This is a genomic window from Basfia succiniciproducens (assembly GCF_011455875.1).
Lineage (GTDB): Bacteria > Pseudomonadota > Gammaproteobacteria > Enterobacterales > Pasteurellaceae > Basfia > Basfia succiniciproducens.
The window spans coordinates 1,137,548-1,151,505 of sequence record NZ_CP015031.1; the positions used below are offsets into that span (position 1 = coordinate 1,137,548).

13 protein-coding genes and 1 riboswitch are annotated in these 13,958 nt (G+C 42.6%); of the genes, 3 read left to right on the forward strand and 10 right to left on the reverse strand.

The features are described from left to right. The first annotated feature begins 63 nt into the window (after positions 1 to 63). Together hfq and hflX are read left to right on the forward strand one after the other, a co-directional pair. The gene (hfq, locus tag A4G13_RS05065; protein ID WP_090654853.1) at positions 64 to 354 is read left to right on the forward strand and encodes an RNA chaperone Hfq; all 291 of its coding nucleotides are present in this window, start codon (positions 64 to 66) and stop codon (positions 352 to 354) included. A gap of 2 nt (positions 355 to 356) precedes the next feature. Continuing rightward, on the forward strand, positions 357 to 1,703 hold the full coding sequence (gene hflX / locus A4G13_RS05070; RefSeq protein ID WP_090654850.1) for a ribosome rescue GTPase HflX: 1,347 nt from the start codon (positions 357 to 359) through the stop codon (positions 1,701 to 1,703). Between the two features lie 73 nt (positions 1,704 to 1,776). Here hflX and metC read toward each other — a convergent pair whose 3' ends face one another. Then, positions 1,777 to 2,967: a cystathionine beta-lyase gene (gene metC, locus A4G13_RS05075; protein ID WP_011200693.1), complete on the reverse strand. Its 1,191-nt coding sequence runs from the start codon at positions 2,965 to 2,967 to the stop codon at positions 1,777 to 1,779. Between the two features lie 163 nt (positions 2,968 to 3,130). Between metC and A4G13_RS05080 the strand changes: the two genes are divergently transcribed. Next, positions 3,131 to 3,733, forward strand: coding sequence for a peroxiredoxin C (locus A4G13_RS05080; RefSeq protein ID WP_011200694.1), 603 nt, complete (start codon positions 3,131 to 3,133; stop codon positions 3,731 to 3,733). A 588-nt stretch (positions 3,734 to 4,321) separates the two neighbouring features. Here the strand turns inward: A4G13_RS05080 and A4G13_RS05085 are convergent. The 9 genes from A4G13_RS05085 to A4G13_RS05125 form a co-directional block, all read right to left on the reverse strand. After that, the gene (locus tag A4G13_RS05085; protein WP_090654846.1) at positions 4,322 to 4,690 is read right to left on the reverse strand and encodes a DUF488 domain-containing protein; all 369 of its coding nucleotides are present in this window, start codon (positions 4,688 to 4,690) and stop codon (positions 4,322 to 4,324) included. Positions 4,691 to 4,711: 21 nt separating this feature from the next. Continuing rightward, on the reverse strand, positions 4,712 to 5,722 hold the full coding sequence (gene bioB, locus A4G13_RS05090; RefSeq protein ID WP_090654842.1) for a biotin synthase BioB: 1,011 nt from the start codon (positions 5,720 to 5,722) through the stop codon (positions 4,712 to 4,714). A gap of 86 nt (positions 5,723 to 5,808) precedes the next feature. After that, the gene (gene thiQ, locus A4G13_RS05095) at positions 5,809 to 6,456 is read right to left on the reverse strand and encodes a thiamine ABC transporter ATP-binding protein (RefSeq protein WP_090654838.1); all 648 of its coding nucleotides are present in this window, start codon (positions 6,454 to 6,456) and stop codon (positions 5,809 to 5,811) included. Further along, positions 6,443 to 8,077: a thiamine/thiamine pyrophosphate ABC transporter permease ThiP gene (thiP, locus tag A4G13_RS05100; RefSeq protein ID WP_090654835.1), complete on the reverse strand. Its 1,635-nt coding sequence runs from the start codon at positions 8,075 to 8,077 to the stop codon at positions 6,443 to 6,445. The genes thiQ and thiP overlap by 14 nt, the downstream gene beginning before the upstream one ends. A gap of 4 nt (positions 8,078 to 8,081) precedes the next feature. Next, positions 8,082 to 9,083, reverse strand: a complete 1,002-nt coding sequence (gene thiB / locus A4G13_RS05105) for a thiamine ABC transporter substrate binding subunit (RefSeq protein WP_165898022.1) — start codon at positions 9,081 to 9,083, stop codon at positions 8,082 to 8,084. Positions 9,084 to 9,142: 59 nt separating this feature from the next. Next, a riboswitch (TPP riboswitch) is annotated at positions 9,143 to 9,236 on the reverse strand. Between the two features lie 238 nt (positions 9,237 to 9,474). Continuing rightward, complete coding sequence (nagK, locus tag A4G13_RS05110; protein ID WP_011200700.1) at positions 9,475 to 10,389, reverse strand: N-acetylglucosamine kinase; 915 nt, start codon at positions 10,387 to 10,389, stop codon at positions 9,475 to 9,477. Positions 10,390 to 10,464: 75 nt separating this feature from the next. Next, on the reverse strand, positions 10,465 to 11,616 hold the full coding sequence (locus tag A4G13_RS05115; protein ID WP_090654828.1) for a Gfo/Idh/MocA family protein: 1,152 nt from the start codon (positions 11,614 to 11,616) through the stop codon (positions 10,465 to 10,467). Positions 11,617 to 11,627: 11 nt separating this feature from the next. Next, a complete protein-coding gene (locus A4G13_RS05120) occupies positions 11,628 to 12,683 on the reverse strand; it encodes a sugar phosphate isomerase/epimerase family protein (RefSeq protein ID WP_090654825.1) in 1,056 nt (351 codons plus the stop codon). 1 nt (position 12,684) lies between these two features. Continuing rightward, on the reverse strand, positions 12,685 to 13,908 hold the full coding sequence (locus tag A4G13_RS05125; protein ID WP_011200703.1) for an MFS transporter: 1,224 nt from the start codon (positions 13,906 to 13,908) through the stop codon (positions 12,685 to 12,687). Positions 13,909 to 13,958 lie beyond the last annotated feature (50 nt).

Below are 13,958 nucleotides of genomic sequence, written 5' to 3' on the forward strand. Positions count from 1 at the left end.
GACGGAGACAATTAAATTCTCAATTCTCTTTTTATCCACTATAAATATAAGAAGGAAAATAAAATGGCAAAAGGACAATCATTACAAGATCCTTATTTAAACGCATTACGACGCGAACGTATTCCCGTTTCTATTTATTTAGTAAACGGAATTAAATTGCAAGGTCAAATCGAATCATTCGACCAATTTGTGATTTTATTAAAAAATACCGTAAATCAGATGGTTTATAAACACGCAATTTCAACTGTTGTTCCGGCTCGTTCGGTTTCTCATCATAACAACCCTCAACAGCAACAACAGCACAGTCAACAGACAGAATCGGCCGCACTTGCCGCCGAACCTCAAGCAGAATAATATTGAATAACGACGTCAATATCTCAAAAAGTGCGGTAAATTTTACCGCACTTTCTTCTATCTCCGCTCCGCGTTCGGATCAATCCGACAACGCAATTGTGGTTCATGTATTTTTCTCGCAAGATAAAAATCCTGAAGATCTCGACGAATTTCAACAACTCGCCCAATCCGCCAACGTCAATATTCTGCAGGTGATTACCGCTGCCCGCTCAACGCCTCAGGCGAAATATTTCGTCGGTCAAGGTAAAGCGGAAGAAATCGCCCAAGCGGTTGAAACGCATAACGCCGATGTAGTATTAGTCAATCACAGCCTGACGCCGGCGCAAGCCCGTAATCTTGAAAGCCTGTGCCAATGTCGCGTTGTGGATCGCACCGGATTAATTCTTGATATTTTTGCTCAAAGAGCCCGCTCTCACGAAGGCAAATTGCAGGTGGAATTAGCTCAGTTGAAACATTTAGCCACCCGTTTAGTACGCCGAAAAACAGGCTTGGATCAACAAAAAGGTGCGGTTGGTCTGCGAGGCCCCGGAGAAACGCAATTGGAAACGGATCGGCGGTTAATCAAAGTACGCATAGCGCAGCTGCAAAACCGCCTGGCTAAGGTGGAAAAACAGCGGAATCAAAACCGCCAAACGCGCCAAAAAGCAGATATTCCGACCATTTCTTTGGTAGGTTACACCAATGCGGGCAAATCAACACTATTTAATCGGATTACCCAAGCCAACGTTTATGCAGCCGATCAGTTATTCGCTACCCTTGATCCGACGCTGCGCCGCTTACAAATTCAAGATGTGGGTACAACCATTTTAGCGGATACCGTCGGCTTTATTCGGGATTTACCGCACGACTTGGTTTCCGCCTTCAAATCCACTTTACAGGAAACCACGGAAGCCGGTTTATTGCTGCATATTATTGATGCGGCAGATCCTCGCAAGCTAGAAAATATCGCGGCGGTAAATGCCGTACTGGAAGAAATTAAGGCGGCGGACTTACCTACGCTTTTGGTCTATAACAAAATTGATACGCTGGAAAACCTTGAACCTCATATCGAATATGATGATCAACACATTCCCGTGGCGGTCTATCTTTCTGCCATCTCAGCCGAAGGCATTGATTTGTTATTCGCTGCAATCCGTGAGAAATTAAAAAACGAAATTCTTCATTTGCAGCTGAATCTTTCGCCTAACGAGGGGAAAATCCGCCATCAACTTTATCTGCTTGATTGCATTCGTCGGGAAGAAATTTCCGATCAGGGCAAATTTTTACTGGAAATTCAAATTGATAAGATACAATGGCTGAAATTAGCGAAAAAATTCCCGCAGTTGGAAAAGTGCGGTAAAAATTTCTAAAATTTTGTGCTTAACAAAAACGGGCACCGCAGCCATACAACGTCTACTTGTATAACTGCGGTATAATTTTAGACTATTTCAAACGTTCAAACCCGGCTTTTAAATCTTCAATTAATTCATTCACATCTTCAAAACCAATATGAATACGGATTAATGTGCCTGTCAGTTTACGCTTAATATTCGGGCGAATAGCGGCTATATCCGCCGGTTGATTATAAAGAATTAACGACTCAAAACCGCCCCATGAATACGCCATGCTGAATAATTTGAAATTATCCATAAAACGTTCAAGTTTTTCGCGACTCAATTGTTCTTTTAATTCAAAGGAGAATAACCCGGCGGAACCGGTGAAATCCCGTTTGAAGAATTCATGTCCCGGGCAACTCGGCAAAGCGGGATGAAAAACCGCCTTAACTTCCGGCTGTTCGGCAAGCCATTGTGCCACCTTAATACTGCTTTCGGTGTGTTGTTTGAAACGTACGGCAAGGGAACGAATACCTCGGGCGGTGGTATAAGCGGTATCCGCATCCACCATTTGCCCCATTAAATAGGAATTTTCCCGTAGTTGATCCCAACAACGGGCGTTAGATACGGCTGTGCCAATCATCACATCGGAGTGTCCTACCAAATATTTAGTACCCGCCTGAATGGAAATGTCGATGTCATGTTCCAGAGCTTTAAATAAAATGCCGCCCGCCCAAGTGTTGTCAATCATAATTACGATTTCAGGATTGATCTTACGCACCGCTTTAACGATATTCGGCACATCAGGCACTTCAAAAGTGAGCGAACTCGGGCTTTCTAAAAATAAGACTTTAGTGTTAGGCTGAACTAGTTCGGCGATTTTCTCGCCGTCCATCGGGTCATAATAGGTAGTGCTCACATTCATTTTACTCAGAATTTTGTTACAAAAATCCTGTGTCGGCTCATAGGCGGCACCCGTCATCAGAATATTATCACCGGATTGGACGAAGGCTAAAATTGCATTGGTCACCGCCGCCGCACCGCAGGGATAAAGATAACAGCCTGCGCCGCCTTCCATTTCGCACATTAAATCCTGCAAGGCAAAATGAGTTAAGGTGCCGCGACGACCGTAAAACAATGCCTGTTTAGCACGGTTAACGGTTGCTTGTCGTTTATCCGCGATACTATCGAAAACCAATGAAGATGCGCGTTGCACCACCGGATTTACACTACCCTGGCTAACGCGTTTGCTACGACCGGCGTGAACCAGCGTCGTTGCAAGTGAATACTTGTTTGACATAATACTTCCTGTTTTTTTAATGTTAGATAACGATAATTAATTTGATAGATAAAATCAACTATTCAAATTGACTTCTTTTTCTTAGAATAGCAATTGTTGATTTTGCGATGATTTACGAAAGTACGCAAAATATTCATTCGATTATTCTATTAGGAGATTAAACATGGTATTAGTTACACGTCAAGCACCGGACTTTACATCAGCAGCCGTTTTAGGCAACGGCGAAATTGTTGATAACTTCAATTTCAAACAACACATTGCTGGTAAACCGGCGGTAATTTTCTTCTATCCGTTAGACTTTACTTTCGTTTGCCCGTCTGAATTAATCGCATTTGATCATCGTTATGAAGAATTCAAAAAACGCGGTGTTGAAGTGGTTGGCGTTTCAATCGACTCTCAATTTACTCACAACGCATGGCGTAATACCGCGGTAGATCAAGGCGGTATCGGTCAAGTTCAATATGCTTTAGCGGCAGACACTAAACACGAAATCGCAAAAGCATACGGCATTGAACATCCGGAAGCCGGCGTGGCATTACGTGCCTCTTTCTTGATCGATGCAAACGGCGTAGTTCGTCACCAAGTTGTGAATGATTTACCGTTAGGCCGTAATATCGACGAAATGTTACGTATGGTTGACGCTTTACAATTCCACGAGCAACACGGTGAAGTTTGCCCTGCTCAATGGGAAAAAGGCAAAGAAGGTATGAAAGACAGCCCGGAAGGCGTTGCAAAATACTTAAAACAAAACGCTGACAAACTATAATTGCAGATTTACTTAGCTGTTTGATTATTATTAGGAACTGTTTAAGCCACACATTTGTGTGGCTTTTTTTATGAAAAATCGGCTAACGCTTTTAATAAAATAGGGATGTAGCTGTGTCGCAGGTCAGATCGGTAGGGTGGGCTTGCCAGCCCACCATTACAATCTTATTGCAAAATCTAAAGTGCGGTGGAAATTTTGAAAAATTTTACCGCACTTTTTGCTTTATAGAAATTCTACAATAGCGGCTAACGCTTTCAATAAGACCGGGACATGACTTGCCGCAGGTCAAATCGGTAGGGTGGGCTTGCCAGCCCACCACTACAATCTAATATTGCAAACAGCTACGCTTATTGCAAAATCTAAAGTGCGGTAAGAATTTTGAAAAATTTTACCGCACTTTTTGCTTTATAGAAATTCTACAATAGCGGCTAACGCTTTCAATAAGACCGGGACATGACTTGCCGCAGGTCAAATCGGTAGGGTGGGCTTGCCAGCCCACCATTACAATCTAATATTGCAAACAGCTAGGCTTATTGCAAAATCTAAAGTGCGGTGGAAATTTTGAAAAATTTTACCGCACTTTTTGCTTTATAGAAATTCTACAATGGCGGCTAACGCTTTCAATAAGACCGGGATATGGCTGTGTCGCACATCTTTAACGGCAGTCAGCAAAATAACCTGCGGATGTTCTTTCTCCAGACGTTTAAGCATCATCAATCCTTTTTGCGGCAATTCGTTACCTAATTCCAGTTGATAACGGAGCACAAATTCTCCATAATTTTCCTGCGGATTTTCATGATAAAACCGGCGTAACTCATGACTCGGGCACACATCCTTTAGCCATAGGCAATGGGCAAATTTTTCTTTATTTACGCCCCGCGGATAAAGCCGATCCACAAATACCGCGCAATCATTTTCCATCGGTTCAAAATCATAAATCCGCTGAACTTTAAACATGTTCTCTCCTATTAACAGGCTTTAACTATTTTGCGAAAGGTAACGGTTTTCAGTGGTTTCCGGTTCTAAATCCAATTTTTCCATTAGCAGTCTATCGCAATCTTCTTCCGCATTGCCGGTAACCAGTAATTTATCGCCATAAAAAATGGAGTTGGCACCCGCCATAAAACACATCGCCTGCATTTCCTCCGACATGCCTTGTCGCCCGGCAGATAAACGCACATAACTTTTTGGCATGGTTATTCTTGCAACCGCAACCGTGCGGACAAATTCGGTCCAATCCAATTCCTGCGCATCCGAAAGCGGCGTGCCTTCGACTTTAACCAATTGATTAATCGGCACGGATTCCGGTTGCGGATCTAAATTAGCCAGGCTTGCAATAAAGCCCGCCCGCTCTTTACGGCTCTCATTCATCCCGATAATACCGCCGCAACACACTTTTAACCCGGCTTTACGTACTTTCCCCAAGGTATTTAAGCGATCGTCAAAACCGCGGGTACCTATTACTTTATTATAATGTTCCGGAGAAGTATCTAAATTATGGTTGTAATAATCTAATCCCGCCTTTTTTAAATCTTCCGCCATACCGTCCGCTAACAAGCCGAAAGTTCCGCAGGTTTCTAACCCCAATGCTTTCACCGCTTTAATAATTTCGGTCATTTTGGCGATGTCTTTCGGTTTAGGTCCCCGCCAAGCGGCCCCCATACAGAAACGGCTTGCACCGCGGGACTTAGCAATTTTAGCTTTTTCAACAATATCTTCGACATTTAATAATTCCTGCTTCTGCACGCCGGTTTGATAGCGAGCGGATTGGGGACAATAACCGCAATCTTCCGGACAACCGCCGGTTTTGATTGACATTAAGGTCGAGAGTTGAATGGCTTGCGGATTAAAATTTTCACGATGAACTAAAGCCGCACGATGCACTAATTCTAAAAACGGCGTTTCGAAAAGCGCCTCCACCTTACAAACAGACCAATATTCCACCTGAGGATGAGGTGTATTCGAATAAAGTTGTAATGTTGTTTTCATCTCAAATCCTTATGTTAGTAACGCATTGCAAGGTATTTTATCTCTTGCTATTTGAAGTTTTCTAATACATAGCTACCGTTTCCGAGCTATTTTAGATCATCATTCTTTGCAAAATGCCCGTTTTCAACGGTCAAAATTCTGTCTATTCGTCCTTGTAGTTCGCTCGGTTGATGAGTGACAATCAGCAAAGTGAGTTTTTTTTCATTACAAAGTTGCGAAAGCAAATCGAGCATTTCCGCTCTTAATGCCGGATCCAATGCGGAAAAAGGTTCGTCCAGCAATAAAATCGGCTTATCGCGTAACAAACAACGCGCTAATGCCACCCGCTGCTTCTGCCCGCCAGAAAGCGCGGTGGGTTTTCTATCTAAAAATCGGCTTAAACCGACCGCACTTGCGGTTTGTCGAACCAGTGATTGTTCGGCGGCGTTAAGTTTTAAATCGGGCTTTAGCCCTAAAGCGATATTTTGTTCAACGGTTAAATGGGTAAACAAGTTATTTTCCTGAAACAACATGGATACGGGGCGTTCATAAGGTTCCGTATAAGTATGGTTTACGCCGTTCAACCAAATTTCGCCGTCATCCGCCCGTTCAAAACCGGCGATAAGATTTAATAATGTGCTTTTCCCCGCTCCGCTGGCACCGATAATCGCTACCCGCTCCTGCGGTTTAATATGAATATTAAAATTCATCGGCATAGTTTTATAATTAAAATATACCCGTTCAAGTTTTATCATTCGCGTTCTCGTTTTTATCTGAATTTTTAGCGCCTTCGACCAGTATAAAGATAAGCAGGCACATTAAAAGTAAAACCAATGCCGTAACGGCGGCTTGATCTCCTCGATAACTGCCCAACTGTTGATAGAGCAAATAAGGCAAAGAAGAAAATTGCTGGCTGCCGAATAGCGCAATCGCCGTAAAATCACCCAAAGATAAGGTACAGGCTAAGGCAAAAGCGTATTTTATCGGCTGGACGAGTTTGTGTTGCTCGATCAGGCGAAAACGTTGCCAGCCCCGAATACCCAGCGATTGACATAATTTTTCGTAATACTGCATATTGTTATTCATGGCGGGTGCAAGAATTCTGATCACAAACGGCATTGCCGAAAAAGCGTTACACATCACCATGACGGCAAATAAATGCGCGGTACCAAATTCCATTTTTTGCAACAGTAAAAATAACCCGACAGCTAAAATTAAACCGGGCACGGCTAATATCAACATACCTAAGTTCATAATAACATTGGCGATTTTCGTTAAATGCAGCCATACCAGGCGACGTGATAGCAACAACAATCCCATTGACATTAACAGCGATAAACAGGCGGAAAGCGGCGCGATGGTGAAAGAAAAGCCCATTGCCCGCCAAAGCTGTGGATCTTGCCAGGCGGAAATAAACTCTTCAGCGCTAAATGCGGCAGCAACAATATTAACCAACGGTAATAAAATAAACAAACCGACAAGAATCAACACCAAAATTTGCCAAATTTTGACCGCACTTGATTGTTTTGCAATCCATAACTCTTTGTAACTTAAATTTGTTTCGGGCGCGGCGCTGAATAACGCACTCAGCCCAAATAAAGCAAAACAAAAAACAAATTGCAATAAGGCGAAAAGCGCCGCCTTAGCTAAATCAAAATCAAAAATGATCGCCTGATAAATCGCTACTTCAAGGGTTGTGTATTTAGGACCGCCGCCCAGAGTTAACACAATTGCAAAGCTCGTAAAGCAAAGGGTAAAAATCAGCATAAAAACAGGGAGTAACTGTTGTCGCAGATAAGGCAGTTCAATTAAACGAATAAACTGCCATCCCCGCAAATTCAATTGTGCGGCAAGCTGGCGCTGCTGATTGGGAATATTGTGCAACCCTTGCAGAAACATTCTGACCGCCAACGGAATATTGAAAAATAAATGGGCGATTAAAATGCCCGATAAACCGTAAATATCAGGCCGCCACTGAATATGGACGGCTTGCAGAAGTTTAACCGCCCAACCTGAAGAACCGTAAATGCCGAGCAATCCGAAAATCGCTACCAAAGAAGGCAATACAAAGGTGAGAGAAAAAATCTTTAAGAGAAAATCCTTGCCTTTAAAGGACTGATAAAAAAAAGCCCGGGCAAAAATACCGCCGATAAAAACCGATAAAAACGCCGAAAGGCTCGCCTGCCCGAAGCTGAATAGCAAAACCCGATGTAAATAATCGTCTTGCCATAAATGCCGCCAAGGGTAAGGCTCTCCCGTATTGAACACCGCTTGCAAAGCGCCGCCGTACACACAAACCAGTAACAATAGAACCGACAATCCTGCGGCATATTGGCTTGGGCGCATAATATGCCGGCGAGGGAACCATTTATTCATAAAATTATTTACTTAACGCCCGCTGCCAGACTTCAATCCAGTGTTTTATTTGCTCTGCGCTAACCGATAAAGTATCAATAGTCTTACCCTGCATTACCGCATTTTTTAAAGCGGCATAATGCGGTTCAAGATCACCCTCTACTACCGGTAGCATAACACCTTTGATAATAATGATATTTTGAATTTCGGGCTTGAGCAAAAAGGCTAAAAATTCATCGGCACATATATTATGTTTGCCGGCAATTTTGCCTGCAAAATCAATTTGTAAGGTCTCACCTTCACTGAATTCCGTCGCCGCATAATTCTCTTTTTGATCGGTTAATAAATGATAGATTGGCGAGGTATTATTACTTAAAACCAAATCACCTTCCCCTTTCAAAAAGGTACCGTAAGTTTCGGACCAGCCCTTACCGACGGTTAAAGTATGCTTTTGTAATTGTTGCCAGGCTTTTTCCACTTGCTCCGGAGGATAAATCTTATTCATCCAAACCAGTAACCCGCGCCCGATACTGCTGGTTCTTGGATCCTGATATATCACCTTTAAATCTTCACGTTCTACCAATTCTTTCAAACTTTCGGGCGGATTTGTTAATTTGCTTTTATCATAAATAAAAGCATATTTAGAAAATTCGTAAGGTACGAATGTAGTGTTTTTCCATTCAACAGGCAAAGACAATCGACTAAAATCCACCTTTGCCGGTGCGAATAAGCCTGTTTTTTCAGCGGCTTCAAGCTGATGATTATCCATTCCCAGCACGATATCGGCTTTTGTGTTTTTCCCTTCTAAACGCAAACGGTTTAACATTGTGGTACGGCTGTCAAAAGATTGAATTGTCACTTGGCATTGAGGATAAGCCCGTTCAAACTGCGCTTTCACTTCGGGCGCCGGCCCCCAATCCGCGGCAAAATATTCTTCCGCATAAATATGAAGAGGTTGAACAGCACTTAATCCGTAATCGGATATAAAAAGTGCGGTCAAAAAAAGAAAAGTTTTCAATTTAGACATAAAAAATCCTTTAATCAAAATTAAAGGAATTTAAGTGCGGTCAAATTCTGCCGAATTTTTATTTAACCTTTCTCAAATCCCTACGCTGTAATTAATCAGATCAGGTTCTACGAGTTTCTCTCAGCCTCCGAAGAAGCACCCCGTTGAGAACAGAATTTAGTTTAATCTTTTACACAAAATAAGCAAGCCGAAATTAGCGGATTTATCGCCCGATGCAAACGCTGTTAAACACAAAAAACGCCCTTGAAAAAACGGGAATTAATAGCGGCATACTCAAATTTAAAATTCGCGAGAATTTTAGAACAAAACCGACCGCAGTTCTAATCATTAAATATAATAATGATTTATCAGGAATTATAATAATAAAGCCCGTATTTACGGGCTTGTTTAATTATTTGGTAAGGAATAAAGCGGCTGCACCACGCACACCGCCGGAATCGCCGTATTTGGCTTTTTTAATTACCGGCACTTTCGCACTGCGCATAAGATGTTTTGGTAACGCCTTCGGCAAGGCTTCATAGAGATAATCAAAATTGGATAATCCGCCACCGAGTACTATTACATGCGGATCCAGCGCCGTAATAATATTACCTAAAGAAATCGCACAAAGCTCAATAAAAAGTCCGACAAAATCTACCGCAGTTTTATCCGCAGCATAGAACCGCTCAATAATTTCTTTGGCAGAAAGCGCTTCACCTTTTAAATCACGGTATAACATTTCGAATCCGCGACCCGATAAATAAGTATCCAAACAGGCGCGATTACCGCAACCGCAATCATAAATCGGCGCTTTATCCCAACCCAGCAATTTCAAGGCGTGGTAGTTTAACTGCAAATGGCCTAACTCCCCCGCCATTCCGATTTGACCGGAATGAACTTTGCCGTTAAAAATAAGCCCACCGCCGAAGCCTGTACCGAGAATTAAACCTAAGACAAACGGATATTGTTGGTTTTCTTCATCCCAGGCTTCGGAAAGCGCAAAACAGTTGGCATCATTTTCGGCGCGAACCTCGCGCCCTAAACGTTCGGATAAATCCTTAATAATAGGTTTATTATCCGCTACACGAATATTGGTAATTTCCGCAATACCGGTTTCATGATTAACGAACCCCGGCAAACCTAATCCGACGGAACCTTTACAAGCAAATTTTTGGTCGGCTTTTTCAACCAAATTTACAATGACATCCAGCCACTGTTCATAGCTGTCTTTCGGTGTTTCAACCCGTTCGGTATATTGTCTTTCAAGCTTATCATTAAATACGGCAAGCTCAATTTTAGTACCGCCAATATCAAATCCGTATAGCATAATCATCCTCAAAAAATAGACTATTTTTCCAAGTTATCCCGTTTTTCACGAGATAATCCGTAATAGTATATTCTTCTATTTAACAGAAATCCATTTTCCTTGTTGTGCACTTTCAATAATTGCATCCACAATATGTACAATTTGGGCGCCGTCTTTAAACATCGCAAATTTTGCCGTATCCTGCTGCGGATCTTTACCTTCAGCAATGAATGCATAAAATGCCAGCATCATGTTTTTAAAAGCATCAGGCCAACCTTCGATATGTCCGCCGGGAAAATGGTTATAAGCCCGTACCGCCGGATTAACCAGACTTGGATCGTCACATAAAATTTGGTTTGCCTGTTGACGGTAACCGATTTTCAGATATTGCGGGGTTTCCTGTTCCCAATGCAATGATTTTTCACTACCGCTTATATCAAAAGTCAAATCGTTTTTATGTCCCGCACTGACCTGAGAAACCGTAAACGACCCTTTTGAACCGTCTTCGAATCGCACTAAAACGGAAGCGTAATCTTCCGTTTCCACCGGTTTTAATTCGTATGACGAATCAGCATTTACCGTAACAAAACTTTCTACTTGCTTGCTGGCCTTACGGGTTGGATAAACGATACTCATATCGGCAAAAACTTCTTTGATTTTTTTGCCGGTGACAAATTGTACCGTATCGCACCAATGAGAACCGATATCCGCCACCGTACGGGATTTACCGCCGACTTTCGGATCCACCCGCCAGTTGTAATCGGTTTCAAGTAACATCCAATCTTGTAAATAATGCCCGTTAACGGCAAATACTCGCCCGATTTGTTGATCACGAACCATATCAGCCGCTTGCTGTACCATGGCAAAATTCCGGTAAACAAATCCCACTGCTGTGGTTACGCCTTGTTGTTCTGCTAATGATGTCAATTCATCCGCTTCCTGTGAAGTCAAACAAAGAGGTTTTTCCGAAAAAACGTGTTTGCCCGCCAGGATGACTTTTTTGTTAATCGCAAAATGAAGATGATTCGGCGTACAGTTGTGCACGACCTGAATATCCGGATTTGCCAATAATTTATCCACGCTGTCATAAGCCAACGGGATATTCAGTTCTTTGGCTTTTTGTTCTGCCAATTGCTGATTGTTTTCCGCCAGCGCAATCACATCCACAAAACCGAGACGGCGAATGGCCTCAATATGAGCCGCACCGATAAATCCGGTTCCGATGATACCTACGTTAATTTTTTTCATTCATCGCTCCCTTATTTTAATCCCAACATAATTTTTGCCTGTTCGCCATCGTCGCCCGTATCGGCGAAATTATCGAAACTCTTTTCCGCAACGGGAATAATATGTTTTTGAATAAATTCCGCGCCTTCTTTGGCACCTACGGCGGAATCTTTCATACAACATTCCCATTCCAAAACCGCCCAGCCCGCATAGTCGTACTGTGTCAGTTTCGAGAAAATAGCTTTAAAATCAATTTGTCCGTCGCCGAGGGAACGGAAATGTCCCGCCCGTTCCAACCAGTTCTGATAACCGCCGTAACAGCCAGATTTGGCGGATTTAACGAATTCCGCGTCTTTCACGTGAAAGGCTTTGATTCGTTCGTGGTAAAAATCAATAAACTGCAAATAATCCATGTTTTGTAACAACATATGGCTCGGATCATAAAGAATATTACAACGAGGATGACGATTAAGTTTGTCTAAAAAGCGTTCGAAGGTCACTCCGTCATGTAAATCTTCCCCCGGATGTAATTCATAACATAGGTCTACGCCTTGTTCGTCAAAATAATCCAAAATCGGTTTCCAACGTTTGGCCAATTCATCAAAGGCTGTTTGAATTAATTGTTCTTTGCGTGGCGGCCAGGGGTAAAAATACGGCCATGCTAACGAGCCGGAAAAAGACGCATGAGCGTTTAATCCCAGGCGTTTGGAGGCGACCGCCGCCTGTTTAATTATATTTACCGCCCACAGCTGCCGCGCTTCACTGTTACCACGCACTTGTTCCGGTGCGAATCCGTCAAAAGCCGTATCATAAGCCGGATGAACCGCAACCAGCTGTCCTTCCAAATGGGTAGATAATTCACTAACGACCAAACCGTATTGCGCTAAAATACCTTTTACTTCATCGCAATAAGTTTGACTTTGCGCCGCTAATTCCACATCAAAAATATGTTTGTGATTGCAGGGAATCTGCAAAGCTTTAAATCCTAACCCGGCAGCCCATTGCGCCAGGCTGTCCAACCGGTTAAAGGGCGCTTTATTATCAATGAACTGAGCCAAAAATAAACCGGGGCCTTTAATAGTTTTCATGTTATGCCTCCCGTTTATCTTCTTTATAGTTAAAGAAAATGAAGAAAATCACGGAAATTACTACCGCACTTATAGCAGGGATCCACCAGAATGTACTCCATGTGGAAACGTCGGTATTATCCGCAAACATATTATTGTATAAACCGCCTGAAATTTGTGAGCCAAGCAACATACCCAAACCGTAAGTGAATAACACCACCAGGCTTTGTGCTTGTCCGCGGATTTTTTCATCCGCAACTTTATCGGTGTACATAAAGCCGACCACAAAGAAGAAGTCGTAACATATACCGTGCAATAAAATACCTAAGTAAACCGCCCAGCGGATTTCTTCGCTTACCCCCAGGGCAAAGAAGGCATAACGCAGGAACCAGGCAAGCATACCTGCCAATAGCATATATTTCACGCCGAGGCGTTTAAAGAAAAACGGAATCAGCAGCATGAAAACAATTTCAGACATTTGTCCCATAGACATTAAACTGCCGATTTTTTCAAACCCTACCGCATCTAAGAACGGCGCGGCATAAGCATAATAAGTACCTAGCGGAATGGAAATTAAAGTTGCACAAATAGCAAAGACTAAGAAATGCGGAATTTTAAATAATGCAATCGCATCAGCGCACATTAAATCCCGCATAGAGAACGGTTTGCCTTTTGCCGGCGGCGGTGTATTCGGCAAAGTAAAGCTGTACAGACCTAAAATTAACGAACAAATTGCGGCTACTTGGAAAATTGCCGGGCTGGCGGAAAGGTCTGCCTGACCGATGAATAAACCGGCAACAATCCAGCCGATGGTACCGAAAACACGAATAACCGGGAAGGATTTTTCACTGTCTGCAAGGCTGTGGAAAGCAATATTATTAGTTAATGCGACGGTAGGCATATAACAAAGCATATAAGCCAATAAAGCAAAAACTAACGTACCGCCCTGTTGACCGGTGATAAATTCAGGGATGAACCATAAAATCGCTGCACCGATTAAATGCAGAACCGCCAGCACTTTTTCTGACGGGAAAAATCTATCCACCAACATACCTAAAATAAACGGTGAAATAATCGAGGCTATCGGTCCCATAGAAAAGGCATCGCCAATCAGGGTCGATAAATCATATTTGGTCATCACAATACCCAAGGTGACCGACCAGGATCCCCAAATAAAAAATTCCATGAACATCATCAAGGATAATCTAGGTACAATTAATGCGGGTTGTTTGGTTTCAGTATTCATATTACCTCCTAAAGTAATCGATTACAAAATACTACAGGCATAAAGTAATC